General features: G+C 72.1%; 21 protein-coding genes. 6 read left to right on the top strand and 15 right to left on the bottom strand.

From position 1 onward, the window contains the following. The first annotated feature begins 1 nt into the window (after nucleotide 1). Both N8N77_RS03955 and N8N77_RS03960 read left to right on the top strand, forming a co-directional pair. On the top strand, nucleotides 2-829 hold the full coding sequence (locus N8N77_RS03955) for a PhzF family phenazine biosynthesis protein (protein WP_261164793.1): 828 nt from the start codon (nucleotides 2-4) through the stop codon (nucleotides 827-829). Between the two features lie 67 nt (nucleotides 830-896). Continuing rightward, nucleotides 897-1262: a DUF5655 domain-containing protein gene (locus N8N77_RS03960; RefSeq protein WP_261164795.1), complete on the top strand. Its 366-nt coding sequence runs from the start codon at nucleotides 897-899 to the stop codon at nucleotides 1260-1262. Here the strand turns inward: N8N77_RS03960 and N8N77_RS03965 are convergent. The 4 genes from N8N77_RS03965 to ispG all read right to left on the bottom strand — a co-directional run bounded on the left by N8N77_RS03965 (nucleotide 1250) and on the right by ispG (nucleotide 5242). Then, a complete protein-coding gene (locus N8N77_RS03965) occupies nucleotides 1250-1738 on the bottom strand; it encodes a GNAT family N-acetyltransferase (protein ID WP_261164796.1) in 489 nt (162 codons plus the stop codon). The genes N8N77_RS03960 and N8N77_RS03965 overlap by 13 nt on opposite strands. Before the next feature lie 193 nt (nucleotides 1739-1931). Beyond that, the gene (locus tag N8N77_RS03970; protein ID WP_261164797.1) at nucleotides 1932-2642 is read right to left on the bottom strand and encodes a hypothetical protein; all 711 of its coding nucleotides are present in this window, start codon (nucleotides 2640-2642) and stop codon (nucleotides 1932-1934) included. Between the two features lie 427 nt (nucleotides 2643-3069). Then, entirely contained in the window at nucleotides 3070-4029 is a 960-nt protein-coding gene (locus N8N77_RS03975) for a hypothetical protein (protein WP_261164799.1), read from the bottom strand. Nucleotides 4030-4111: 82 nt separating this feature from the next. Next, on the bottom strand, nucleotides 4112-5242 hold the full coding sequence (ispG, locus tag N8N77_RS03980; RefSeq protein ID WP_261165610.1) for a flavodoxin-dependent (E)-4-hydroxy-3-methylbut-2-enyl-diphosphate synthase: 1131 nt from the start codon (nucleotides 5240-5242) through the stop codon (nucleotides 4112-4114). A 151-nt stretch (nucleotides 5243-5393) separates the two neighbouring features. On the opposite strand from ispG, the gene N8N77_RS03985 reads away from it, so the two are divergent. Both N8N77_RS03985 and N8N77_RS03990 read left to right on the top strand, forming a co-directional pair. After that, nucleotides 5394-6626 (top strand): low temperature requirement protein A, encoded by a 1233-nt coding sequence (locus tag N8N77_RS03985; RefSeq protein WP_261164800.1) that lies wholly within the window; start codon nucleotides 5394-5396, stop codon nucleotides 6624-6626. 173 nt (nucleotides 6627-6799) lie between these two features. After that, on the top strand, nucleotides 6800-8710 hold the full coding sequence (locus tag N8N77_RS03990) for an anthranilate synthase family protein (RefSeq protein WP_261164802.1): 1911 nt from the start codon (nucleotides 6800-6802) through the stop codon (nucleotides 8708-8710). A 75-nt stretch (nucleotides 8711-8785) separates the two neighbouring features. Here the strand turns inward: N8N77_RS03990 and N8N77_RS03995 are convergent, their stop codons facing one another. The 4 genes from N8N77_RS03995 to N8N77_RS04010 all read right to left on the bottom strand — a co-directional run bounded on the left by N8N77_RS03995 (nucleotide 8786) and on the right by N8N77_RS04010 (nucleotide 13801). Beyond that, nucleotides 8786-10078: an RIP metalloprotease gene (locus tag N8N77_RS03995; protein WP_261164803.1), complete on the bottom strand. Its 1293-nt coding sequence runs from the start codon at nucleotides 10076-10078 to the stop codon at nucleotides 8786-8788. Continuing rightward, nucleotides 10078-11655 carry a Mur ligase family protein gene (locus N8N77_RS04000; RefSeq protein ID WP_261164805.1) on the bottom strand — a complete coding sequence of 526 codons (1578 nt, stop codon included), beginning with the start codon at nucleotides 11653-11655 and terminating at the stop codon, nucleotides 10078-10080. The genes N8N77_RS03995 and N8N77_RS04000 overlap by 1 nt, the downstream gene beginning before the upstream one ends. Nucleotides 11656-11744: 89 nt before the next feature. Next, nucleotides 11745-12830 carry a 1-deoxy-D-xylulose-5-phosphate reductoisomerase gene (gene dxr, locus N8N77_RS04005; RefSeq protein WP_261164806.1) on the bottom strand — a complete coding sequence of 362 codons (1086 nt, stop codon included), beginning with the start codon at nucleotides 12828-12830 and terminating at the stop codon, nucleotides 11745-11747. A gap of 5 nt (nucleotides 12831-12835) precedes the next feature. After that, on the bottom strand, nucleotides 12836-13801 hold the full coding sequence (locus N8N77_RS04010; RefSeq protein ID WP_261164808.1) for an FKBP-type peptidyl-prolyl cis-trans isomerase: 966 nt from the start codon (nucleotides 13799-13801) through the stop codon (nucleotides 12836-12838). 131 nt (nucleotides 13802-13932) lie between these two features. On the opposite strand from N8N77_RS04010, the gene N8N77_RS04015 reads away from it, so the two are divergent. Further along, the gene (locus N8N77_RS04015) at nucleotides 13933-14697 is read left to right on the top strand and encodes a 1-acyl-sn-glycerol-3-phosphate acyltransferase (protein ID WP_261164810.1); all 765 of its coding nucleotides are present in this window, start codon (nucleotides 13933-13935) and stop codon (nucleotides 14695-14697) included. 74 nt (nucleotides 14698-14771) lie between these two features. Here the strand turns inward: N8N77_RS04015 and N8N77_RS04020 are convergent, their stop codons facing one another. Further along, entirely contained in the window at nucleotides 14772-15245 is a 474-nt protein-coding gene (locus N8N77_RS04020) for an OsmC family protein (RefSeq protein ID WP_261164811.1), read from the bottom strand. 169 nt (nucleotides 15246-15414) lie between these two features. Here N8N77_RS04020 and N8N77_RS04025 point away from each other — a divergent pair, with 169 nt between their 5' ends. After that, the gene (locus N8N77_RS04025; RefSeq protein WP_261164813.1) at nucleotides 15415-16407 is read left to right on the top strand and encodes an asparaginase; all 993 of its coding nucleotides are present in this window, start codon (nucleotides 15415-15417) and stop codon (nucleotides 16405-16407) included. 49 nt (nucleotides 16408-16456) lie between these two features. On the opposite strand, the gene N8N77_RS04030 is transcribed toward N8N77_RS04025, so the two are convergent. From N8N77_RS04030 to atpD, 6 genes are all read right to left on the bottom strand, one after another. Then, nucleotides 16457-19213 carry an FtsK/SpoIIIE domain-containing protein gene (locus N8N77_RS04030; protein WP_261164815.1) on the bottom strand — a complete coding sequence of 919 codons (2757 nt, stop codon included), beginning with the start codon at nucleotides 19211-19213 and terminating at the stop codon, nucleotides 16457-16459. Nucleotides 19214-19335: 122 nt separating this feature from the next. Beyond that, nucleotides 19336-20247 carry a PP2C family serine/threonine-protein phosphatase gene (locus N8N77_RS04035; protein WP_261164817.1) on the bottom strand — a complete coding sequence of 304 codons (912 nt, stop codon included), beginning with the start codon at nucleotides 20245-20247 and terminating at the stop codon, nucleotides 19336-19338. Nucleotides 20248-20487: 240 nt separating this feature from the next. Beyond that, complete coding sequence (locus N8N77_RS04040) at nucleotides 20488-21228, bottom strand: DUF5684 domain-containing protein (RefSeq protein WP_261164818.1); 741 nt, start codon at nucleotides 21226-21228, stop codon at nucleotides 20488-20490. A 130-nt stretch (nucleotides 21229-21358) separates the two neighbouring features. Further along, the gene (locus N8N77_RS04045) at nucleotides 21359-22111 is read right to left on the bottom strand and encodes a YaaA family protein (RefSeq protein WP_396652799.1); all 753 of its coding nucleotides are present in this window, start codon (nucleotides 22109-22111) and stop codon (nucleotides 21359-21361) included. Beyond that, a complete protein-coding gene (locus tag N8N77_RS04050) occupies nucleotides 22108-22368 on the bottom strand; it encodes a F0F1 ATP synthase subunit epsilon (RefSeq protein WP_261164820.1) in 261 nt (86 codons plus the stop codon). Before N8N77_RS04050 ends, N8N77_RS04045 begins: the two co-directional genes overlap by 4 nt. Before the next feature lie 2 nt (nucleotides 22369-22370). Next, entirely contained in the window at nucleotides 22371-23822 is a 1452-nt protein-coding gene (gene atpD, locus N8N77_RS04055; protein ID WP_261164822.1) for a F0F1 ATP synthase subunit beta, read from the bottom strand. Nucleotides 23823-23826: the final 4 nt, after the last annotated feature.

Consider the following 23826-nt stretch of genomic DNA (forward strand, 5'->3'; position numbering starts at 1 on the left):
GATGCGCTTCGCTTTCCGCCAGGTCGATGTGTTCAGCCCCGAGCCGCTGCTCGGCAACCCGGTCGCGGTCGTCCACGACGCGGACGGTCTGAGCGACGAGCAGATGGCGACATTCGCCCGCTGGACGAATCTGTCCGAGACGACCTTCCTGCTCTCCCCCTCTCGCCCCGAGGCCGACTACCGCCTGCGCATCTTCACGCCGGGCGGAGAGCTGCCCTTCGCGGGCCACCCGACGCTCGGCTCCGCGCACGCCTGGCTCGAGGCCGGCGGCACCCCCGCCGGCGACGTGATCGTGCAGGAGTGCGGCGTGGGTCTGGTCACGCTGCGCCGCAGCGGGGACCGGCTCGCCTTCGCCGCACCCGCGCTGCGGCGATCCGGCCCCGTCGACGAGACCCTCGTCGTCGCGATCGCCGCGGCGCTCGGGGCCCCTCGCGAGGCGATTCTCGAGGCCGCGTGGTGTGACAACGGCCCCGGATGGGTCGGTGTGCGGCTGGCCGATGCCGAGACCGTGCTCGCCCTCGCGCCTGACTTCGCGGCACTGCCGGCCGATGTGGGCGTCGTGGGGCCGTACCCTCAGGGGTCCGAGTGCGCCATCGAGGTGAGGGCCTTCTGCCGCCCGGTGATGGGGCTCGGCGAGGACCCCATCACGGGATCGCTCAACGCCGCCATCGGCCAGTGGCTGGCCGGATCCTTCCTCCCGAACGCATACGTCGCCGCGCAGGGTACCGCGCTCCGCCGCCGCGGGCGCGTCCACGTCTCCCGCGAGGGCGAGACCGTGTGGGTGGCGGGCGACACGCTCACGACGATCCGCGGCGAACTGTCGCTCTGAGCGACCGTTCCCCGCGACATAATCCCGGCACGCCGGCGGCGTCGGTGGTGCCCGCTACCGTGGGCGCATGACGGGATGGACGGTGGACGAGCACCTGCGCGACAAGCCGGCAGCGTCTGTCGCGCTGTACCGCCGCTTCGAGGAGCTGGTGGCGAGCTGCGGACCGTACACGGTGTCGCCCTCGAAGTCGTCGATCACCTTCAAGGGCGAGCGCCGCGGATTCGCGGGTGCACGGCCGATCACGAAGGGTCTGCGTGTCTACCTCGACCTGCAGCGCGCCCTCGACGATCCGCGCATCCACAGCGTCGCGCCGTACACGAGCCGCCTGTTCGTGCACCATCTCACCATCACGTCGCCGGAACAGATGGATGGCGAGTTCGCCGGATGGGTCGCCGAAGCCTACGCCGTCGGCGCGGGGGCTCACCTGTCGTGAGGGGCCTCCGGCGCCTCCGGGGTCAGCTGCCGCGTCATGAAGACGCTGTTCGGATCCTCGGTGTAGTCGGCGAACGGCGGGCATTCCTCGAAGCCGTGGCGGGCGTACAGGCGCCGCGCGGGGGCGAAGTGGTCCTGTGACCCCGTCTCGAGGCTGACGCGTCGGTATCCGCGCGCGGACGCCTCCGCGAGGATGGTCGCCAGGATGGCGGCACCCACCCCTTGGCCGCGAGCCGCGCGGTGCGTGCGCATCGACTTGATCTCGCCGTGCGCGTCTTCGAGATGCTTGAGCGCACCACAGCCGAGCACCTCGTCGCCGTCCCAGGCGCTCCACACCGTGACGTCTGGCGACTCGAGCGCGGCGAGCGGCATCGCGTGCACGCTCTCGGCCGGGCTCGTGGCGTACATCTCGTCGAGGTGCTCGGCGATGAGGTCGCGCACCGCCGGCGCTGTCAGGTCGTCGGGAACGATGCGCATCCCGCCACGATACCGGCGTGCTCGGACGCGCGGAGACGCTCGAGGCCTCGCGGCCGTGGGCGCGGACTGCGCGGACGCCGCCGGCACCGTGCACGAGCCCGCGGCGCCCGTGGGACCCGAGACGGGTGGTGGCGCGGGAGTCGTCGTCGACCCCGCGCTCGCGCCGCGTAGGCCTGTGCGGAATCCCGCCCCGTCAGGATCCGGCGACGAGCAGGATGGCTTCGGCGAGGGAAACGAGGTCCGCGGCCGTCGCATTGGTCCCGCTGCTCATCACCAGGCGGTTGTCGTCGCGGACGGCCACGAGTGTCGCTTCCCCGTCCTTCGACCATGCCTCGTCCGCGCCCGAAACGTCGACCGGACTCCACCCGTCGAGAGAGCTCGCCGGGGCACCGGCGCCGATCTGAATGTCCACCTGCGCCGGGAGATCGCCGCCCCAGCCGCAGGACACGTGAGCACCCGCCGCAGCGAAAGCGTCGGGGAGGCCCGAGGGGAAGAACGCCTCCAGCCCGGCGAAGCCGGGGTAGCCCGGCGTGGCCTCCTTCCCGATGGACGCGAACGCGAGTTCGAGATCCTCACAGGTCAGCGCGGACCAGTCGTCAGCGTCCGGTGCCGCGAAGACGGGCCCACCGTCGGCACTCAGGCGCTGTCGTAGAACGTCGGCGATCGCCTCAAGACCGTCGGACGACGCTGGGAGCCGCTGCAGCGTGAGTTGCGTCCATGACGCAGCGGTCCGCATGGTGAGGCGGCAGACGTCGTCATCCGTGCCGCCGTACCCTGCCAACCCGCACTCCGTCTCCTCCGCGAATCGACCGTCGGCAATCGCATCCGGCACCACAGTGAGCGTCAGCACTCGCCACTCTCCGTCCGCCACCCATTCGCACTGAAGGGTGTTCCAGGCGGTCATGTGGTCACCGGATCCCGCAGGGCCCGAGAGGAGGTCGAAGACCTGGGCCTCCGCCCCGAGCAGCGCTGACACCTCTTCGACCTTCAGCGCGGCCCCACAATCACCGTCGAAAGCCGCACGCGCTTTGCGCGCTGGCTCCGGTACGGACGTCTCCGTGGGAGCGGGCGCGTTCGGGGACGCCGGTCGCGCAGGCGACGTTTCCTGCGCCGCAGGGGCGCCAGTGCATCCGGAGAGGGCGAGGACGAGAGCGAGGACGGCGAGCGAAAGCCGACGCGGGCGGATGGTCACCGAATCAGGGTAGGTCCGGCTGATCCCGCGTACGGTCACACGCTGCTAACGATCCGCAGCTTGATGCCCGGCACGGCATATGCCGCGCACCGAACGAATTGCAAAGCGCGAAGACGCGCACCGAGACGCAGCCGTCGCTTCAGAGCGCGAGAACAGACGCGGCGATCGCGACGAGTTCGCTCTCGTCCAGGTCGGAGCCACCCCTCACGTAGAGCCGGTCCTGCCCCACGACCACGACGAGTCCCTTCATCTCTTTGTCGCCGCCCCAGGCTGCGTCCGCCCCGGTGACCTCGACGGGCGCCCAACCGTCGAGCTGCACCTCGGACGGCAGGCCGACGCCGGCCTGAGCGATCACCTCGAGCCCGATGCTGCCGTGCCACCCGCAGTACTCGAGCGTGCCGGCGTCCGCCAGCACCTGCCAGATCGAGCTACCGGGAAGAACATCGGAGGGGTATCCGTCCTGGACCTGGTAGCCCATCCCGGTCACGACACCCTCGACGGCGTCGCAGTCGAGGGTAGCGGCAGGCAGGACGCCGGAGATGGGCCCGCCGTCCGCATCGACGCGGGCGCGCGCCACCTCCGCGACGGCGGCGGCCAGCTCCGGTGTCGAGGGCGTGCCCGCCAGCTCGGCATACGTCCACGAGCCCGCGGTCCGGACGGCTGCGCCGCAGAACTCGGTCGCGCTGTCATGCCCGCACTCGGGCCCCTCAACGAACCGGGCACCTGCGACGGCGTCCGGGAACACCGCGATCGTCAGCGATACAGCCTCTCCACGCCAGCTGCAGTCGAGTGTCTGCGTGATTGCCCCGGTTGCCTCACGGTCTGGCTCGACCCAGTCGAGCCCGGACCTCTCGCTCGGCGTGACGGATACGCCGAGCAACTCGGACGCCTCGTCCGCGCCGAGCAGAGCCGTGCAGTCCCCGTCGAAGGCGGATCGAGGCTCAGGTGCAGGCGTCCCGGTCGGTGTCGGGCTCGATGTCGAGGCGCTGGGCGCGGGGCTGGGAGAGGCCACCTCCCGCGCGTCAGCCGTGGCGCAACCGGTCATCGCGAGGGCGCAGAGCAGAACGAGGATCGACGAGCGACGCAGGCCTGAGATCACGTGCTGAGCCTAAGAGGCCCGCGCTCCGGCAGCTGACGAGCTCGATAACGATCGGGCAACTCGTCGCTGTGGGACGACGCGGTCAGGCGGTGACGACCTGCGCAGTGCCGAGGGGCGCGCCCGGGCCCATCTCCTCCGCGATGCGGTTGGCCTCCTCGATCAGGGTCGGCACGATCTCCGCCTCGGGGACGGTCTTGATCACCTCGCCCTTCACGAAGATCTGCCCCTTGCCGTTGCCGCTGGCCACGCCCAGGTCGGCCTCCCGAGCCTCGCCCGGGCCGTTCACGACGCAGCCCATGACGGCCACGCGCAGCGGCACCGTCATGTCCTTCAGGCCCTCCGTGACCTCGTTGGCGAGCGTGTAGACGTCGACCTGCGCGCGACCGCAGGACGGGCACGAGACGATCTCGAGCTTGCGCTCGCGCAGGTTGAGCGACTGGAGGATCTGGTGGCCGACCTTGACCTCCTCGGCCGGGGGTGCCGAGAGGGAGACGCGGATCGTGTCGCCGATGCCCTCCGCGAGCAGAATGCCGAAGGCCGTGGCGCTCTTGATCGTGCCCTGGAAGGCCGGGCCTGCCTCGGTGACGCCGAGGTGCAGCGGCCAGTCGCCGCGCTCGGCCAGCAGGCGGTACGCCTTCACCATCACGATCGGGTCGTTGTGCTTCACCGAGATCTTGAAGTCGTGGAAGTCGTGCTCCTCGAACAGGCTCGCCTCCCACACGGCGGACTCGACCAGCGCCTCAGGCGTCGCCTTGCCGTACTTCTCGAGCAGGCGGCGGTCGAGCGATCCGGCGTTGACGCCGATCCGCAGGGACACTCCGGCGTCCTTCGCGGCCCTGGCGATCGCGCCCACCTGGTCGTCGAACTTGCGGATGTTGCCCGGGTTCACGCGCACGCCCGCGCAGCCCGCATCGATCGCCTGGAAGACGTACTTCGGCTGGAAGTGGATGTCGGCGATCACCGGGATCTGGCTCTTCTTGGCGATGATGTGCAGCACATCCGCGTCGTCCTGACTCGGCACGGCGACGCGCACGATCTCGCAACCGGACGCCGTGAGCTCGGCGATCTGCTGCAGCGTCGCGTTGATGTCGGTGGTCGGCGTCGTCGTCATGGACTGGACGCTGACGGGAGCGTCGCCGCCAACGAGCACCTTGCCCACGCGGATCTGCCGGCTCTTGCGGCGGGGAGCGAGGGTTTCGGGCACACGCGGCATACCGAGGTTCACTGCTGGCACGTCTCCCAGCGTACGCCGCGCACCTGAGGGAAGGCCCGACCGCGCACCTTGCACGGCGCTCCCCCAGCTCGCGCGCCGCGGCGCGCGAGAGGTCTGGGGATGAGCCGAGCGCGCGTGTACCGTGCCGTCCATGAGCCTGAGTCATCATCTCGGCCGCATGACGGGCAGGGACCCGCGCGAACCTCATCGCGCCGCGACACCCCTCGAGCTCCTGTTCGACCTCGTGTTCGTCGTCGCCTTCAGCCAGATCGGAACCCAGGCCGCGCACGCGCTCGAGATCGGCCACGTCGCGACCGCGCTGAGCGGCATCGGGTTCTCGACGTTCGCCGTGGCGTGGGCCTGGATCAACTACTCCTGGCTGGCGTCCGCGTACGACACCGACGACGCGTTCTTCCGCATCTCCACGCTGGTGATCATGATCGGCGTCCTCATCGTGGCCCTGGGCGTGCCCGACGTGTTCCATTCGCTCGATGAGGGCCATGTGCTCGACAACTCGGTCATGGTGGCCGGCTACGTCGTCATGCGGATCGCCACGATCGCGTTGTGGCTGCGCGCCGCGATGCACGATGAGAAGCGGCGTCGCACGTGCATGGCGTACGCCGTCAACATCTCGATCGCCCAGGTCGGCTGGATCGCGCTCATCTTCCTGAACCTGCCGCTGGGTGCGACGCTCATCCTGACGACGGCGCTGACGTTGTTCGAGCTCGCCGGGCCGGTCTACGCCGAGCTGCGCTACGGCGCGACGCCCTGGCATCCCCACCACATCGCCGAGCGGTACGGGCTGCTCGTCATCATCACCCTCGGGGAGGTGATCCTCGGCACGATCGTGGCCATCTCGGCGATCATCGAGGCAGACGGCTGGTCCCTTGAGGCCGGGCTCGTCGCCTTCGGTGGCACCGCGCTCGCATTCGGCATGTGGTGGTCCTACTTCGTGCTGCCGTTCGGCCAGCTCCTGGAGCATCACCGCCGGCGGGGATTCCCGTGGGGGTATCTGCACCTCTTCCTGTTCGGATCGCTCGTCGTGGTCGGCGCCGGCCTGCACGTCGCAGCGAACGTCGTCACGGGGCACGCCCACGTCGGTGACACCTTTGCCGTCGCGGCCATAGCGATCCCCGTGCTGGTGTACGAAACGTTCCTCTTCGGGATCTACGCGCTCACCGTCATGCAGTTCGATCCGCTCCACCTCTGGCTGTACCTCGGATCGGTCGCCGCTCTCGCGTGCGGCGTGGTGGCGGCGTCGCTGGGGGCCACGATCGGCGTGTCCCTGCTGTTCATCGCCTGCGCGCCCGCCGTCGTGGTCGTCGGCTACGAGACCGTCGGCTGGCGCCACGGCGCGGCGATGCTGGAACGCGCTACCCGCTGACTCCCGGATTTGCCCGGGCGCGACGGGCGCTATATGTTGACCTCGTGCTCGAGAACCGGACGTGGTGGTGGCTCGCCTGAGGCGGCCCCCTTTCGCGCACACGAAAACGACCGCCCACCGCAGGCGGTCGTTCTGCTTTCCGGGAGACCGCCCGAACCTAAAGTGAGTCCCTGATGGCAGCATCCCCCGCGACCGCCGACCACATCCTGAGCCTCGCAGCAGACCCGGACGCCTCCTTCGCGCTCATCGCGCGCGGGGGCCGCGACGTCGAGCTGCTCACCGGCCCGATCGTGGACGTCGAGCTGCTCCGCGACATCCCCCTCACCGGACGCGACGGTGCGCCCCGCGAGGTGCTCGCCCTGGTGCCGTATCGGCAGGTGCGCGAGCGCGGGTTCGAGGCGGAGGACGACGGCACTCCCCTGCGCTGCCTCGTCGTCGAGCGTCACGAGGCCGTCCCGGTCGACGAGGTGCTCGCCGCTCTGCCCGTCGACACCGTGCCCCTCACCGACGCCGGCTTCGACCTGAGCGACGAGGAGTACGCGGCGATCGTGCGGCGCGTCATCGCGGACGAGATCGGTCGCGGCGAGGGCGCGAACTTCGTCATCCGCCGCGATTACGTGGCCGGGGTCGACGCCGACCCGCGCACCGCGGCGCTGACGTGGTTCCGTGCCCTGCTCGAGCACGAGCGCGGCGCATATTGGACGTTCCTTGTCGTGGCGGGTGACCGGATCCTCGTCGGCGCGAGCCCCGAGGCGCACGTCGTCGCCCAGGCCCGTGGCGACGGGTCGAGCACCGTCACCATGAACCCCATTTCGGGCACCTTCCGGCATCCGCAGGGCGGGGCGACCGTCGAGACGCTCTCGACGTTCCTCGCCGACGCGAAGGAGACCGAGGAGCTGTTCATGGTCGTCGACGAGGAGCTCAAGATGATGAGCGCCGTGTGCGGCGACGGCGGGCGGATCACCGGTCCGCACCTGAAGGAGATGTCGCGCCTCACGCACACGGAGTACATGCTCCGCGGCACGTCACGACTCGATCCGCGCGACATCCTGCGCGAGACGATGTTCGCCCCCACCGTGACGGGCTCGCCCATGCAGAACGCCTGCACCGTGATCCGGCGCCACGAGACGACGCCGCGCGGCTACTACTCCGGTGTGGCCGCGCTGTTCACCCCCGACACGCAGGGCGGTCACGACCTCGACGCGCCCATCCTCATCCGCACCGCCTATCTCGAGCGCGGGCGCCTCCGCGTGCCCGTGGGGGCCACGCTCGTGCGGCACTCCGACCCGTACGGCGAGGTCAGCGAGACGCACGGAAAGGCCGCGGGCGTCCTCGGCGCGATCGGCGCGGTGCCCCGGGCGGTGCCGGCACGCGCGGTCGACCCCGACGCGCCCGCCGCCACGCGCCGGCTGGCCGACGAGCCGGAGATCGTCCGGCTGCTCGCCTCTCGCAATGCGCGGCTCGCGCCGTTCTGGCTCGAGGAGCAGGGAGAGGGCCGGCCCGGACCGCTCGCAGGCCGCTCGGCCCTGGTGGTCGACGCCGAGGATCGTTTCACGACGATGCTGGCGCACCAACTGCGCCACCTCGGGCTGGACACCCGCATCGTGCACTGGGCGGACGTGACCGACGCGCAGATCGACGCCGCCGAGCTCGTCGTCTCGGGCCCGGGCCCCGGCGACCCGCGGGACGCCGGGAACCCGCGCATCAAGCGCATGCGCGAGGTCGTCGCCCGCCGGTTGGACGCGGACCGGCCGCTGCTGGCGGTGTGTCTGAGCCACCAGATCCTCTGCGACCGGCTCGGCATCGACCTGGCTTCGCTCGAAAGCCCCCACCAGGGCGTGCAGCTGACCGTCGACGTGTTCGGCGAGGAGGCCGCGATCGGCTTCTACAACACGTTCACGGCGCGCGTGGAGCCCGGCACGGGCCGTGTCGGCCCCGCGGAGGTGGCAGCCGATCCCGCCACGGGCGACGTGTACGCGCTGCGCGGGCCCGCGTTCGCCGGCGTGCAGGGCCACCTGGAGTCGATCCTCTCGCGCGACGGCATCCACACCCTGCACCGCCTCGCCGCGCACGCGCTGGCCTGAGCGCCGACGGGGGCACGACGAACCCGAACGCTGCGGCGGCCCGTCTGCCCGAACGCCGACGCGTTCGTCGGCCGGTCAGCCGCCGAGGCGGACGGGGTTGAAGATGTCGGCGGCGAAGAGCAGTGCGCCCATGCCGACGAGCAGCACCACCACGACCAGCGTGAGCGGCACGAGCCGCGTCGCGTCCGTCGGCTTGGGCGGCGGCCGCCGGAACAACCGGGCCCAGCCGCGCTTGAGCGCATCCCACAACGCCACGGCCACGTGCCCGCCGTCCAGCGGCAGCAGCGGGATCAGGTTGAAGACGAACAGCGCGATGTTGATGGATCCCAGCAGGGCGATCATGACGCTGACGCGGTCGAGGATCGGCGCCTCCGTGGCGGCGACCTCGCCCGCGATACGCCCCACCCCGATGACGCTGATGGGGCCGTTCGGGTCGCGCTCCTGCCCCGTGAAGAGGTCGACGGCGGTGTCCCACAGCCGCGCCGGCAACTGCGCGACGATCCCGACCACGGCCTGCGTGTTCTCCAGCGCCGTCTGCGGGCCGCTCCAGATCGGCTGCCGCACGCGCTCGCTCGTCGGGCTGAACCCGGCAAAGCCCACCTCGCCGACCACCCTTTCACCGTCGGCGTCGAGGTAGGAGTTCTCGGCGAGCACGGGCGTCAGACGCAGCGTGTGCTCGGCGCCGTCGCGTTCGACGACGACGGCGATCTCGTCACCCGGGTGGGCGCGCACGATGGCCGAGGCCTCCTCGAAGCTCTCCACGGGCGTGCCATCGACGGAGAGGATCGTGTCACCGGGTTCGAGGCCCGCGGCAGCCGCGGGCGAGGCGGGATCGTCGGCGCGGCACTCCGTCTGGGTCGTGCCGGCGGGAAGCACGCATTCCGACACCGAAGCGACCGTCGTCGTGCTCTGGGTGATCCCGATGCCCGTGGCCAGGATCGAGAACATGACGATCGCCAGGATGAGGTTCATCGCCGGCCCGCCCAGCATGATGATGACCCGCTTCCAGGTGGGAAGGGAGAAGAATGCGCGGCTGTCGTCGGTGCCGTCGAGGCTCTCGTCGTTGGCCGCGCGGGCATCCTGCACGAGGGTGGCGAACAGCCCGCTGCGCGGCGCGTCGTCGGAGGCGCTGCGGGGGTACATGCCGGCCATCGAGATGTACCCGCCGATCGGCAGCCACTTGATCCCGTACTCGGTCTCGCCCACCCGCCGGGACCACACCGTCGGCCCCATGCCGATCATGTACTGCCCCACGCGCACACCGAAGCGTTTGGCGGGCACGAGGTGCCCGATCTCGTGCAGCCCGATCGACAGCCCGAGACCGAGGACGATCACGAGCACGCCGAGGATGAAGGCGATGATCTCCATCAGTCCTCGTACGGGTTGGGCCAGGTGCGCTCGCCCGCCGGCCACCCGGCGTCGATCAGCGCCCGACGGGCCAGCTCACGGGCGGAGTACGCGTACTGCACGCCCTCGATGTCGCGGTAGTTCTGGTGACCGGGACCGGCCCACAGGATCGCGTCTCCCGGTCCCACGAGCGAGACCGCCTTGACGATGGCCGCCTCCGGCGGCGAGACCTCGTAGAGCTCGTGCTCGGGGTCGGTCGCCCTCGCACTGTCCACGAGCACCCGGCGGATGTCCGCGGCGTTCTCGAAGCGCGGGTGGTGATCGGTGATCACCGTGATGTCGCTGCCCTCCACCGCGGTGCGCGCCATGTCGGGGCGCTTGAGCGCGTCCCGGTCGCCGTCGGCGCCGAACAGCATGAGCACGCGGCCCGGCGTGACGCGGCGGACGGCGGCGAGCGTCTTCTCGAACGCGTCGGGCGTGTGCCCGAAGTCGACGTAGACGGCGGGGCCCTCCCGGCCCGACACGAGCTGCGTGCGGCCGGGGACCCAGGCACGGATGCCACCGTCGCGCTCGAGCGCCGCGACGATGCGATCCCACGCGTAACCCGCCTCGAGCATCATGACGATCGCGAGACCCGCGTTGGCCGCCATGTGCGCGCCGATCACCGGCACGACCGTGGCGAGGCTGCGACCGTCGCGGTGGGTGAGCGTGAACGACGTGCCCGATTGGCGCTCCTCGGTGACGGCGACGACCCAGTCGGCCCGCTCGACCGCCTCGGGCGCGGCGATCTCGCGCGCCGCGATCGTCGTGACGGGCACCTCGGCGTCCTGGACGATGCGCGAACCCGGCCCCGAGTCCAGCGAGACGACCGCGCGACGCGATCGGGCGCGCGTGAAGAACGGCGCCTTGGCGGCGTAGTAGGTCTCCATGTCGCCGTAGTCGTCGAGGTGGTCGTGGGTGAGGTTCGTGAACGCGGCCACATCGAAGACCACGCCCTCGAGCCGGCGCCGTGTGATCGCCTGCGCGCTCACCTCCACCGCGAACGCCTCCACACCGCGCTCGCGCAGGAGCGCGAGCAGGGCGTGGAACTCCGTCGCCTCGGGGCTCGTGAGACCCGACACCACGCGCTCCCCCGCCACCACACGTTCGGCGGAGGTGGAGGCCCCGGCGACCACGCCGATCTGCGTCAGCAGGCCCTCGAGCAGGTGCGTCACGCTCGTCTTGCCGTTCGTGCCCGTGGTGCCCAGCAGCAGCGGCAGCTCGTCGTGCGGCGAGGTCCCGTGCACGAACATGGCCGCCTCGCCGAGCACGCCGCGCGGGTCGTCCGCGACGACGAGGGGCAGGCCGGCCGCGGCGGCGATCGCCGCGCCCTCGGCGTCGGTCAACACCGCGGCGGCGCCGTTGGCGGCCGCCTGCTCCGCGAACTCCGCGCCGTGTCGGTGCGCGCCGCGGACCCCGACGAACAGCTCGCCTGGCCGCAGATCGGTCGACGACAGCGTGACGCCGAGCACCTCGACATCGCGCCCCTGCAGGGTGCCGCCGACGTGCTCGGCGACCTCGGACAGGAACCGGCGGTTCGGCGTGGCGGGACGCAGCATCGTGGGCGGTGTCCGGCGCTTTCGGGTCGTGTGCGACATCGTCGTCTATCGTCGCACGCGCCGCGCGGGGATCCGCTGAGCGCGCCGCCTCAGCCGGCGGTGTCGATGGCGCGGTCCGCTTCCTGACGCGCCCAGTGCTCGGCGGCCGCCAACGACGCCAGGGTCAGCTCGGCCGGGGGCTCGTGCGCCTCCACCACCCGCGTCACCGTCGCGACGATTCCGAGGAACGGCAGCCGGCCCTCATGGAACGCGTCGACCGCCTGTTCGTTCGCCGCGTTGAACACCGCGGGGTAGGTGGCCCCTGCCTCGCCCACCCGTTTGGCGAGCGCGACGGCCGGGAAGGCGTCGTCGTCCAGGGGCTCGAACGTCCAGGTCGCGGGAGATGTCCAGTCGATCGGGGCGCCCACGCCCGCCACCCGTTCCGGCCAGCCCAGACCGAGCGCGATCGGCAGCCGCATGTCGGGCGGCGAGGCCTGCGCGATCGTCGACCCGTCGACGAACTCCACCATGGAGTGGACGATGGACTGCGGGTGCACGACGACGTCGATGCGCTCGAACGGCACGTCGAACAGCAGGTGCGCCTCGATGACCTCGAGCCCCTTGTTCACGAGGGTCGCCGAGTTCGTGGTGACGACGCGTCCCATGTCCCATGTGGGGTGCGCGAGAGCCTGTGCGGGCGTGACATCGGCAAGCTCCGCGCGATCACGGCCGCGGAACGGGCCACCCGACGCCGTCAGCACGAGCCGGCGCACCTCGTCGGCCCGCCCGGAGCGCAGCGCCTGCGCGATCGCGGAGTGCTCCGAGTCCACCGGCACGATCTGCCCGGGTGCCGCGCGCTCCTTGACGAGCGGTCCGCCCACGATGAGCGACTCCTTGTTGGCCAACGCGAGAATGCGTCCCTCCTCGAGCGCCGCGAGGGTCGGCCCGAGCCCGACGGACCCCGTGATGCCGTTGAGCACCACGTCGGCCTCCACCTCACGCACGAGACGCGTGGCCTCCTCCGCGCCGAGCGCCGTGCGCGTCACGCCGAACTCTTCGGCCTGCGCACGCAGCGCGTCCGAGCTGCGGCCGGCCGCGAGTCCGACGATCCGGAAGCGATCGGGGTTGGCGCGGACGACGTCGAGAGCCTGAGTGCCGATCGATCCGGTCGACCCCAGGATCAGGATCCGGCGCATGGCGCTCACTCCGCGGGGGCCGCCGCGGCGTGCTGGGTGGCGAGGATGTCGACGACGAAGATGAGCGTCTCGCCCGTGAGGTCCTCCTCGTTGATCTCGCCCTCACCGTAGCCCTCGGCGGGCGGGATGACCGCGATCACCTGCGAGCCGACGGTGTGCCCGACGAGCGCCTTCGTGAATCCCGGAATGACCTGGTCGGTGCCGAACTGCGCGGGCGTGCCGCCCGACCAGCTCGAGTCGAACTCCTCGCCGGTGGAGGCGCGTACGCCGCGGTACTGCACGAGCACCTGGTCGCCGTCCTGCACCTCGACGCCGTCGCCCTGCTTGAGGGTGGCCAGCTGAGTGGTCTCCGGGATCGCCAGGTCGTCGGGCAGCGTGACGGTCGGGGCGCCGTCGTCATCGAGCTCGACCGTCGGCATGCCCTCGACGGGCTCCTGGGGCTCGCCCCATGCGGCGGTGGGCGTGACGCCGAGGATGTCGAAGGTGTAGACGAGCGCCGTCGGCGATGCATCCGATGCGGGGAAGACCGCGGCGATGCGCGACCCGATGGGCGCGCAGCCGAGCACGAGCCCGAGCGTGCTCTCGGGCGAGATCTGCTGCGGCAGCTGCTCGCCCGGCTGGTAGCCCGCCGTGCCGTACAGCTCGCCCGTCTCGGCGTTGTAAGCGGTGAGCGCCACGTCGAGGAACTGCCCCGACTCGATCGGCTCGCCGGTGCCCTCGACGACCACCTGGCGCTCGAAGTCGGTCACCTCGAGCGGGGTGTCGAAGTCGACCGTGACCGTGCCCTCATCGAGGCTCGCGTCGGACACGCTGAGGCTCTCCACGACGGGGCCGGAGTCGGCCGCCGCAGCGCACAGGTCGGCGGGCGTGCCGGTCGGCTCGGCGTCGGGCTCCGCGGGGCTCGAGCAGCCCGCGAGGGCCAGGGCCGCGAGCGCGGCGGTGGAGAGCAGGACAGCGGATCGACGTCGCACGGAAGCACCTCTTCGTTCGGGGACGCCCCCATCCTTGCGCATCTTGGCGCGGCATCGGCTGACAACGCCGGGCGCCACGGGGACGCGCCGCGCATTCCGGCCGGGGAATCCCGGCTCGGTAGGCTGAGAGGATGACCTCCGACGGCATTCCCGACGGCGACGCCAAGCCCCTGCAGCCGAGCGCGCTCTACACCTTCGGGCGCATCGCCGTGGCGCCGCTGGCCCGTGCGATCTACCGGCCCCACGTGGAGGGCCGGGAGAACATCCCGCCCTCGGGGCCCGTGATCCTGGCCAGCAATCACCTGTCGTTCATTGATTCCATCGCCATCCCGGTGGCCGCCGCTCCCCGCCCCGTGCACTTCCTGGCGAAGTCCGACTACTTCACCGGCAAGGGCGTGAAGGGCTGGTTCTCGCGGGCGTTCTTCACCGCCGTGGGTGCGGTGCCGGTGGACCGGGGCGCGGGGCAGGCTGCCCTCGACGCGCTGGAGCGCCAGCGGCAGATTCTGGCCTCCGGCGCCGCCGTGGCGCTGCATCCGGAGGGCACCCGGTCGCGCGACGGCCGGCTGTACAAGGGACGCACGGGCGTGGCGTTCCTCGCCCTCGAGACCGGTGCGCCCGTCGTTCCCATCGGCCTGATCGGCACCGACAAGGTCATGCCGGTCGGTGCGAAGGTGCCCTCGTTGAAGGAGCGCGTCATCGTGAGGTTCGGCGAGCCGCTGGACCTCTCCCATCACGGCCCGGCGTCATCGGGCCGGGCGCGGCGCACCGCCACCGACGAGATCATGGCGGCCATCCACGCACTCTCGGGCCAGGAGCTTGCGGGCATCTACAACGAGCTGCCTGCCCAGACGCCCATCGAGAAGCTCAAGCGCGCGCTCCCGCACGAGCGTCGCTGAGCCGGCGACACGCGAGACTCTCGCGGGCGCGGGCTCGGCGGCGTCGGCGAGCGCGCACGCCGCCACGCGCGCGCCTATGCGCTCGCGACCTCCACGGTCGGCTCGTGACGCACGGGGAAGTTCACGGAGTTGGCGATGAAGCACCACTCGTTGGCGTCGCGGTGGGCCGCAACGGCGTCGTCGAGCATGGCCGCGTCGGCCACCGTCACCTTCGGTCGCAGCGTCACGCTCTCGAACCTGCCGCCGTTGCCTTCCTGACGCATCACGCCGGTTGCCTCGTCGACGTATGAGACCACCACGACGCCGCGCACGACGCAGGCGTGCAGGTACGACAGCAGGTGACACTGACTGAGCGCGGCCAGGAGCAGGTCCTCGGGGTTCCATCGCTGCGGGTCGCCTCGGAACGGCCGGTCGGCCGACCCGAGCAGGCGCGGCTTGCCGTCGACCTCCAGCTCTACATCGCGGTCGTAGTCGCGATATCCGGACGTGCCGGTGCCGCGGTTGCCCATCCAGGTCGCCGTCAACGCATAGCGGTGCTCTCCACCCATGTCGCCAGTCTGCCCGATCCGCGTCCGTCACGCGCCCGGACGCGGTCGCGGCCCATCGGTGCCCGCAGTCCTCGCCCGGTTCGCGGCCGTGCGGAGATCTCGGTCGCGCGGCGCAGCGGGCGCGAGAGGAGCGCGGGTGCGCCTTCGCCCGCGAACTAGGCTGGTGGGCATGCCCGAGACGCTCTCCGTGACCGAGTCCGTCGAACTCGCCGTGGCCGATCGAGGCGGCTTCGTCGAGTCCCGCCACGCCGGTGCCGCCGTCGTCCTCTCGCCGGACGGCGAGATCGCCCGCACCCTGGGCGACGCCGAGGCGCTCGTGCTGCCGCGCTCGTCGCTGAAGCCCTTCCAGGCCGTCGCCAGCGTGACGGCCGGTGCGGCGCTGCAGGGCGAGGCGCTCGCTCTCGCGACAGCGAGCCACAGCGGTACCGACCGCCACGCGGAGGTCGTGCGCGAGATGCTTGCCGGTTCGGGCCTGAACGAGGATCACCTCGGTTGCCCGCCGGCCTGGCCCGGCGATCAGGCGACACGCGACGAGCTCGTGCGGGACCACGGCGCGAAGGCGCGGGTGCGGATGAACTGCTCCGGCAAGCACGCCGCGATGCTCGCCGCCTGCGTGGCCACGGGCTGGGACACCGCCACCTACCTCGATGCCGCCCACCCCCTGCAGACCCACATCCGCGACGTCGTGGAGCGACTGTGCGGCGTCAAGGTCTCGGCGACGGTCGTGGACGGCTGCGGCGCCCCCGTGCACGCGCTGCCGCTCACCGCCCTGGCGCGAGGCATCCAGCGCATCGGCACGTCCTCCGAGCGATCGCCATTCGCTCTGCACCGGGTGGCGGGCGCGCTCGTGCGCGCCGTACGGGAGAACCCGTGGACGATCGCCGGCCCGGGCCTGGCCGACACGGTCGCGATCGAGCGCTTCGGCGTCTTCTCCAAGTTCGGCGCCGAGGCGGTCCAGGTGATGGTCGCACCCGACGGCACGACGGTCGCCGTGAAGGTGCTCGACGGTGGGGGTCGCGCCACGATCGCGATCGCCCTGTCGCTGCTCGCGCAAGCGGGGGCGCTGCCCGCGGCGGAGGTCGCGGAGATGCTCGCCACCCACCCGCTGTTCGCCGTGCTCGGCGGTGGCCGAGAGGTCGGCCGCGTGCGGGCCACGGTCTGAACACGCTGACCCGCGCGGCCCCTGACCGCGGCGCGCCGGTTCGCGGCGCTCACGGCAGCAGCACCCGCCGCGGCGCATGCCGGTCCCGCACGACCCATGCGCGCGACGCACGCGGCAGCGCGTAGGGCGGCAGTTCCCGCTCCCCGGCCATCGTTCGCAGTTCGGCCGCGCACTCGGCGGCGATGACCAGCTCGCCGCGGGACCGCACCTCGCGCAGCAGCGCGCCGTGGCGGAGCCACGATTCCCCGTCTCCGGCGATCGCGATCCGCTCCGCACCGGCGGCGAGCTCCGACAGGCGGGTGCCGGGGTCGAGGCCGTCGAGCGCGACGACCCGCACCCGGCGACCCCATGCCTCGGCCATGAGGCCGGCGCGCGCCACGGCGCCGCGCAGCACGAGGGCCGTCGCCGCGGCCTCCGGCCGCCACGGCTTCTCGGGTCCGGTCGGCTCGGGCACGACCACCGCCGGGCCGGGCCACGCCAGCTGCACCTCCCGCCCGTCGATCACCGCCCGCCCCGCGGGTCTGGAGGCGTCGTAGGAGGATCCCTCGCCACCAGCGGCCACGTGATCGGCGCGCGATGGAAGGCGCAGCAGGACCCGGCGCGGCATGAGCTCGAGCACTCGCGCCGCCGGCCCCACTGCGCGCGCCGCCGAGCACACGAGCGTTGTGCCGAGCGCACCGGCATCGCGTGCGAGCGCCTCGACGCGTGCCAGCAGCTCGCCGGCATAGTCGGCCGGGAACCGCGCGAGAAGCGCGTCGAGGTCGTCGACCGCGACGATGCCCGGGGGTCGCCGTGCCGCCGCCGCGACGGCATCCCATGCCGCCTCGGGATCAGCCGGCAGGACGAGCGCGCCCACACCGGCGGATTCGGCCTGCGCGGCGACGAGCCGGATGGCGGCGGTGCGGCCCGTCCCCGCGCCCCCGAGGATCGCAAGCCCACGATCGGCGCCGGGGCGCAGGACGACGGGAACCTGCCGCTGCTGCTCCGGCTCGTCCGCCAGCCCCAGCAGGATGCCGGCACCGGCGTCGTGGCGTTGGCGCAGGTCGCTGAGCGACAGGAGCGCCGGCAGCGGCGGCAACCACGGAGCAGCGGGCACGGCTCCGGCCGGGGCGATCCGCGACAGGTCGGACGGCTGCGTCCGGGCGATCCGACACAGTCGAGGCGCCGCGTCTCCAGCCCGCCGTATCAGCGCGACGCCGCAAGAGCCCGGGTCGCCCGCCAACGCGGCGGCCGCATCGGTGCCGACCACGAGCCTGCTGTCGGCCGCGTCGGCGACCCGCAGGGCGACGCGCAGCGGGCAGTTCGCCAACAGCGCCTCGCGCAGCACGCCCCCGCCCCGCTGAGTGCCGAGGATGAGGTGCATGCCGAGCGCTCGGCCGCGCGCGGCGATGTCGGTGAAGACCGCGTGCAGATCGGCATGATCCTGTAGCAGCGCGGCGAACTCGTCGACGACGATGACGAGCCGCGGCATCGCGACGCGCGGGTCGGCCACGTCGCGCGCGCCGGCGCGCGCCAGCGCCGCCTCTCGGCGTCGGAGCTCCGCGCGCAGACTCTCGACGGCCCGGCGCGCCCCCGCGCCGTCCAAATCGGTGACGACGCCCGTCACGTGCGGGAGCGCCGCGAGCGCCTCGAACGCCGTGCCGCCCTTGAAATCGGCCAGCAGGAAGGTGACCCGCTCGGGTCCGAGCCGCCGCGCCAGAGACACGACCCAGGTCGTCAGCAACTCGCTCTTGCCTGACCCCGTCATGCCGACCACGACGGCGTGGGGGCCGTCGGTCACGAGGTCTACCGTTGCCTCGGCGCTCGCCGCGCGTCCGATCGTCGCCGAGAGGTCGTTGCCGTCGCCGGTCGGATCGGGCAGTTCCGCGAGCGTCAGCGGGGCGGGCACCCCGCCGCGCGCCCGTCCGTGCAGACTCCGGGCCAGCGCACCCGCCTGCGCGGCCGAGAGCGCCTCGACCGCCACCTCCCGTTCCTCCCCCTGCGCATCATGCATGCGTGCTGTCAACGGCTGCCGCGCGTCCAGCTCGAGGACCCGCGCGCAACCCGCCGGTGCCGCCTCGCCCGGCCCCACCGCGACGACAAGGATGTCGGCGCCGCCCGAGGGCGCGGCTCCCCACGCCAGCGCGGTGCGCAGCGCGGCGCCCGAACGCACGTGCGGCAGCTCCCCCAGCGCCCCCTCCTCGGTCTCCGGTACGGCGACGACGGCGAGGTCCTCCGGCGCCGCGCGCAAGCACAACTGCAGGAGCAGGGCACGCGCCACGGCGCGCGCGGCAACGACCTCGCCCTGCACGCACACGCCGCCACGGGCCGGAACCACCACGGGGGCGTCCGTGATCCACCCGGCGCGCTCGCGAAGCCGCTCGGCACGTTCCCCCTCTCCCCCGCTCACGCGTGTCTGCGCCGCGACGCGCCCCCTGCCCACGACGAGCTCGTGCGGCCCGCGCGCCCACGACGCCCTCTCCGCCGCGAGCCCCGCCGTATCGGGGCGGGAGCGCTCGAGCAGCATCCGCTCGGAGCGATGCCGGCGCTCGATCTCCGCCTCGGCGCGGTCGCACGCCTCGTCGAGCTGCCGCGCCGCCGCTCGCCGGTCCCGCCTGCGGCCGCGGGCGCCGTCGGCGAGCGAGGCGATGGCCATGAGCGGGCCGAGCGCAGCGAAACAGAGCATGAGGACCGAGCCCGTGACGAGCCACATCACGACCGCGGCGAGCACGGGCACGACCGATGCCACGAGCGGCAGCGGGCCGCGGCGTGGCGGCTCCTGCGAGGTCGGCAGGACGATGGGCGTGACGGCGGGCGTGTCTGTCATGGGACCAGCCCAGCGGCTGCGCACCACGCCCGCCACGCCGTGCGGGCGGGTGTGGAGGGCGTCCGGGAGGAGGAACGGCTGTGGGCGGGCGCAGAAGGTCGCGGGCGCCGCAGGCGCGGACCCTAGTCGACGCCGGGACCGTGCTCAGCCGCCGCGTCGGTCGCGGATGCGTCCGCTGGGCCGCCGTCGCGGTCGGAGCCGCCGCCGGTCCCCGGCGCCGCCTCCGCGTCGGCCGCGCGGTCCGTGGAGCGCGAGGCGGCGTCGACCGCGACGTCGACGACGACGATCGACACGTTGTCGCGCCCGCCGTTCTCGAGCGCGGCAGCCAGCATCGCCTCGACGGCCGCGGCCGGATCGCGGTTCTCCCGCAGGAAGTGCAGGATCCCGTAATCCGTGAGCTCCTTGGTGAGGCCGTCCGAGCACACGACGAAGCGGTCGCCGTCGACCACGTCGACGCGCACGTAGTCGGGCACGACGCTCTCCGTCGGCCCCACGGCACGGGTGATGACGTTGCCGTACGGGTGGCTCTCGGCCTCCTCGGGGCTGAGGCGCCCCGCCTGCACGAGCTCCTGCACGAGCGAGTGGTCGGTCGTCACCTGCACGAGCGCCTCGTCGCGCATGAGGTACACGCGGGAGTCGCCGATGTTCAGCACCACCCACGAGGGCTGCTCCGCGTGGGGGTCGAGGTAGAGCCCCGTCACCGTCGTGCCGGTGCCGTCATCGGTCGTGTCGGGGTGGTCCGCGATGTCGCGCACGGCGGCGTCCAGGGCCGCCTCGATGCCGTCCGTCGTGACGTCGCCGGCGTCCGCCATGTCGCTCAGGCGGGCGACCGTGCGGGCGCTCGCGATCTCGCCGCCGATGTGCCCGCCCATGCCGTCCGCGACGACGAACAGCGGGCACGACATCAGGATCGCGTCCTGGTTCGCCTCGCGCTTGCGACCGCGGTGCGTCGTGCCTGCCCAGGAGAGCAGCACCGAGGATCCGCTCGGCAGCGGCACCGTCTGCGACTGTGCCGTGATGGTGGCGTCGGGCACGAATCGGCCTCCTGAATCGGTCGACCCCGCTCGTATGGAATCCCGTGCGGGCGTGGCGACGTCGGTGCTCACATCATAGTCGCGAGGCGACCGTCACCCCCTGCCGCACCATGGGGAGTACCGCCCATGGCGAAACACGACGACTGTCGTTCCATCGCGTCGTCGCGGGCCTGTCGGGCTGCCTCGCGACGCCGCATCGGGCGCCCGTGGCGCGACGGCGTCGCGGCGATCCGCGCCGGATCAGGCAGGCGGGTGCGTGGGCGGCGCGGGAGGCTGCATGGGCGGCGCGGGAGGCTGCGTGGGGCTGCGTCGGCGGCGCCGGGGTCCCGGGGGCGGCGTCGTCGGGTCATGAGGCGGCGGCGTGACGCCATACGGCGGCGCCGGAGCCGGTCCCGTGCCGGGGTATCCCATGCCCGCGGAGGGGAAAGCGGCTGCCGGGTAGCCGGGTGCGGGCGGGTACGCCGCCGCGCCGACGGCGTCGGACGGCGAGGGCACGCCGTCCCACCGGGTGCTGTCGCGAAGCAGCCCGGTGCCCGCCCACGGCGCGCGGGGCACGTGCGGGTTCCAGCGGGAGCTGTCCAGCGCCACGATGCCGAGCCAGATGACCGCAAGAAGGAAGAGCGCGGTGAACGCGGGATCCTTGCCGAGCTTCTGCCCGATCCGGTAAGCCGCCATGAACATCAGCACCGTCACGGCGAGGCTCGCGACCGAGCCCAGGAAGGGACCGACGAGAGGGAGGATCCAGGCGAAGTGCAGCAGGAAAAGCCACGGGTTCACGTCGCCGAGCTTCAGGAAGATCATCTGGCTGTAGACGGGCACCCAGGCGCGCCAGCGCCCCTGTACCCCGGCCTTCTCGTACAGCTTCATGGCGAACCACGACCAGAGCAGGTAGGCGACCGCGCACACCGCGATCGTGATGACGGCCGCGGCGACCAGCGCGGCGGCGTAGACGGCTGTGAAGTCGTCGTCGTACGGACTCATCGTTCTCCTCCTGGTGAGGTCGCAGGGCCGCGCGCCGCGGCGCCGTGACCCACCTTACCGAGCGGGCCGACCGCCCACAGGGGCCGGCACACGGGCCGCCCGGCGCCGGCGTGCCGCGGCGCCGACGGGCTCAGACGACGAGCTCGGTCTCGCCCGCCCGCGCGCCCGGGCGCAGCCTCAGGCCGGCCGCTCGCCCCCACGCGACGAGATCGGCGGGCGTCGTGAGGCGCGGGCGGTCGGTTGCCAGGCGGCGCGTGAGCTCGCCCTTGGCCTTCTTGTTGAAGTGATTCAGGGCGCGCACCGCCCCGTCGGCGCCCTCCGTCACGACCCGCACGTACGTCGAGGGCACGCCCGGGGGCACCGGTCCCAGTGACGCGTAGGCCTCGGAGCGCAGGTCGACCACGAGCGGAGCCACTTCCGCCAGCGCGGCACTGGTCGGCTCGGACCACACGCGCCGCATCGACGGCAGGCCGGGCAGGGAGGCCCCGGCGGCGAGCCGGTACGCCGGGATCGCGTCAAGGGCGCCGACCGGACCGAAGGGCGCGGTATGGATGAGCGCGTGCGTGCCGAGCCAGGCGCGCGACGCGTCGTCCAGCGACGACGCGTCGAGGGCGTCGAAGAGCACGCCGGTGTAGCGATCGGCCGCCGGCATGGTCGGCGCCCTGCGCAGCGCGGCGTTGTCGGCGATGGCGCCGCGCTGGCGCTCCGAGAGCTTCAGCACGCGCGCCGCCTCCTCGGGATCGGCCGAGAGGGCAACCAGAGACGCCACGACGGCCTCGCGCTGCGGTGCGAGCACCGGCAGTGCGAGGCCGTCGAAAGCGAGCGGCTCGCCCGATCCGCCTGCCCGCTTCGTCTCCGAAGGGGGCAGCAGGATCGTGGTCAGGACGCGAGCGCGGCGTGACCCGCGACGATCGTCACCCGATTGGATTCCACCGAGACGAAGCCATCGCGCGCGGAGGCCTCCACGACGGTGTCGTCCTCCTGCGTGATGCGCACGGGGCCGTCGCCGAGAAGCGCCAGCACGGGCTCGTGACCGGTCATGAAACCGATCTGGCCCTCCGTGGTCGTGGCGACCACGAGCTTCGCCTCGCCGGTCCAGACCTCCGCCTCGGCGGAGACCAGGCTGACCTGAAGGGCCATGATCAGCCGTTCTCCTTCTGGATCTGCGCCCACTTGGCCTCGACGTCGCTGATGCCACCGACGTTGAAGAACGCCTGCTCGGCGACGTGGTCGAACTCGCCCTTGACGATCGCGTCGAACGACTCGATGGTCTCCTTGAGCGGCACGGTCGAGCCCTCGACGCCCGTGAACTTCTTGGCCATGTAGGTGTTCTGCGAGAGGAACTGCTGGATGCGGCGCGCGCGGGCGACGACGATCTTGTCCTCTTCCGAGAGCTCGTCGACACCGAGGATCGCGATGATCTCCTGCAGCTCCTTGTTCTTCTGCAGGATCTGCTTCACGGCCGTCGCGACGCGGTAGTGGTCCTCGCCAAGGTAACGGGGGTCCATGATGCGGCTCGTCGAGGTGAGCGGGTCGATGGCCGGGTACAGACCCTTCGACGCGATCTCGCGCGACAGCTCGGTCGTCGCGTCGAGGTGCGCGAAGGTCGTGGCCGGCGCCGGGTCGGTGTAGTCGTCGGCCGGCACGTAGATCGCCTGCATCGAGGTGATCGAGTGGCCGCGCGTCGAGGTGATGCGCTCCTGGAGCACACCCATCTCATCGGCGAGGTTGGGCTGGTAGCCCACGGCCGACGGCATGCGGCCCAGCAGGGTCGACACCTCGGAGCCCGCCTGCGTGAAGCGGAAGATGTTGTCGATGAACAGCAGCACGTCCTGCTTCTGAACGTCGCGGAAGTACTCCGCCATCGTCAGGGCGGACAGCGCCACGCGCAGACGCGTCCCCGGCGGCTCGTCCATCTGGCCGAAGACCAGGGCGGTCTTGTCGAAGACGCCCGCGTCCTCCATCTCGTGGATGAGGTCGTTGCCCTCACGGGTGCGCTCACCGACACCGGCGAACACCGACACGCCGCCGTGGTCCTGCGCCACGCGCTGGATCATCTCCTGGATGAGGACCGTCTTGCCGACGCCCGCGCCGCCGAAGAGGCCGATCTTGCCACCCTGCACGTACGGGGTCAGCAGATCGATCGACTTGATGCCGGTCTCGAACATCTGGGTCTTCGACTCGAGCTGGTCGAAGTTCGGCGCCTTGCGGTGGATGGGCCAGCGCTCGGTCACCTCGAAGGTCTCACCCTCACCGAGGTTGAGGACCTCGCCCGTGACGTTGAACACCCGGCCCTTGGTGATGTCGCCCACGGGAACCGAGATCGGCGCGCCCGTGTCGCGCACCTCCTGGCCGCGGACCATGCCGTCGGTCGGCTTCAGCGAGATGGCACGCACGACGTCGTCGCCGAGGTGCTGGGCGACCTCAAGCGTGATCTCGGTCGACGTCTCGCCGATCGTGATCGTGGTCTTCAGGGCGCTGTACATGTCGGGAATCGAGTCGTGCGGGAACTCGATGTCGACGACCGGCCCCGTGACGCGAACGACGCGCCCGACGACCGCGGTGCTGGTCTCAGCCGTGGCGGTGGAGGTCATGTTG

The organism is Microbacterium sp. Marseille-Q6965 (assembly GCF_946151065.1).
Lineage (GTDB): Bacteria > Actinomycetota > Actinomycetes > Actinomycetales > Microbacteriaceae > Microbacterium.

Bases quoted from the DNA above. Each gene is read 5' to 3' on its own strand.
- N8N77_RS03955 (WP_261164793.1), top strand. From the start codon at position 2: ATGCGCTTCGCTTTCCGCCAGGTCGATGTGTTCAGCCCCGAGCCGCTG.
- N8N77_RS03960 (WP_261164795.1), top strand. From the start codon at position 897: ATGACGGGATGGACGGTGGACGAGCACCTGCGCGACAAGCCGGCAGCG.
- N8N77_RS03965 (WP_261164796.1), bottom strand. From the start codon at position 1,738: ATGCGCATCGTTCCCGACGACCTGACAGCGCCGGCGGTGCGCGACCTC.
- N8N77_RS03970 (WP_261164797.1), bottom strand. From the start codon at position 2,642: ATGACCGCCTGGAACACCCTTCAGTGCGAATGGGTGGCGGACGGAGAG.
- ispG (WP_261165610.1), bottom strand. From the start codon at position 5,242: ATGCCGCGTGTGCCCGAAACCCTCGCTCCCCGCCGCAAGAGCCGGCAG.
- N8N77_RS03985 (WP_261164800.1), top strand. From the start codon at position 5,394: ATGAGCCTGAGTCATCATCTCGGCCGCATGACGGGCAGGGACCCGCGC.
- N8N77_RS03990 (WP_261164802.1), top strand. From the start codon at position 6,800: ATGGCAGCATCCCCCGCGACCGCCGACCACATCCTGAGCCTCGCAGCA.
- N8N77_RS03995 (WP_261164803.1), bottom strand. From the start codon at position 10,078: ATGGAGATCATCGCCTTCATCCTCGGCGTGCTCGTGATCGTCCTCGGT.
- N8N77_RS04000 (WP_261164805.1), bottom strand. From the start codon at position 11,655: ATGCTGCGTCCCGCCACGCCGAACCGCCGGTTCCTGTCCGAGGTCGCC.
- dxr (WP_261164806.1), bottom strand. From the start codon at position 12,830: ATGCGCCGGATCCTGATCCTGGGGTCGACCGGATCGATCGGCACTCAG.
- N8N77_RS04015 (WP_261164810.1), top strand. From the start codon at position 13,933: ATGACCTCCGACGGCATTCCCGACGGCGACGCCAAGCCCCTGCAGCCG.
- N8N77_RS04020 (WP_261164811.1), bottom strand. From the start codon at position 15,245: ATGGGTGGAGAGCACCGCTATGCGTTGACGGCGACCTGGATGGGCAAC.
- N8N77_RS04025 (WP_261164813.1), top strand. From the start codon at position 15,415: ATGCCCGAGACGCTCTCCGTGACCGAGTCCGTCGAACTCGCCGTGGCC.
- N8N77_RS04030 (WP_261164815.1), bottom strand. From the start codon at position 19,213: ATGACAGACACGCCCGCCGTCACGCCCATCGTCCTGCCGACCTCGCAG.
- N8N77_RS04040 (WP_261164818.1), bottom strand. From the start codon at position 21,228: ATGAGTCCGTACGACGACGACTTCACAGCCGTCTACGCCGCCGCGCTG.
- N8N77_RS04050 (WP_261164820.1), bottom strand. From the start codon at position 22,368: ATGGCCCTTCAGGTCAGCCTGGTCTCCGCCGAGGCGGAGGTCTGGACC.
- atpD (WP_261164822.1), bottom strand. From the start codon at position 23,822: ATGACCTCCACCGCCACGGCTGAGACCAGCACCGCGGTCGTCGGGCGC.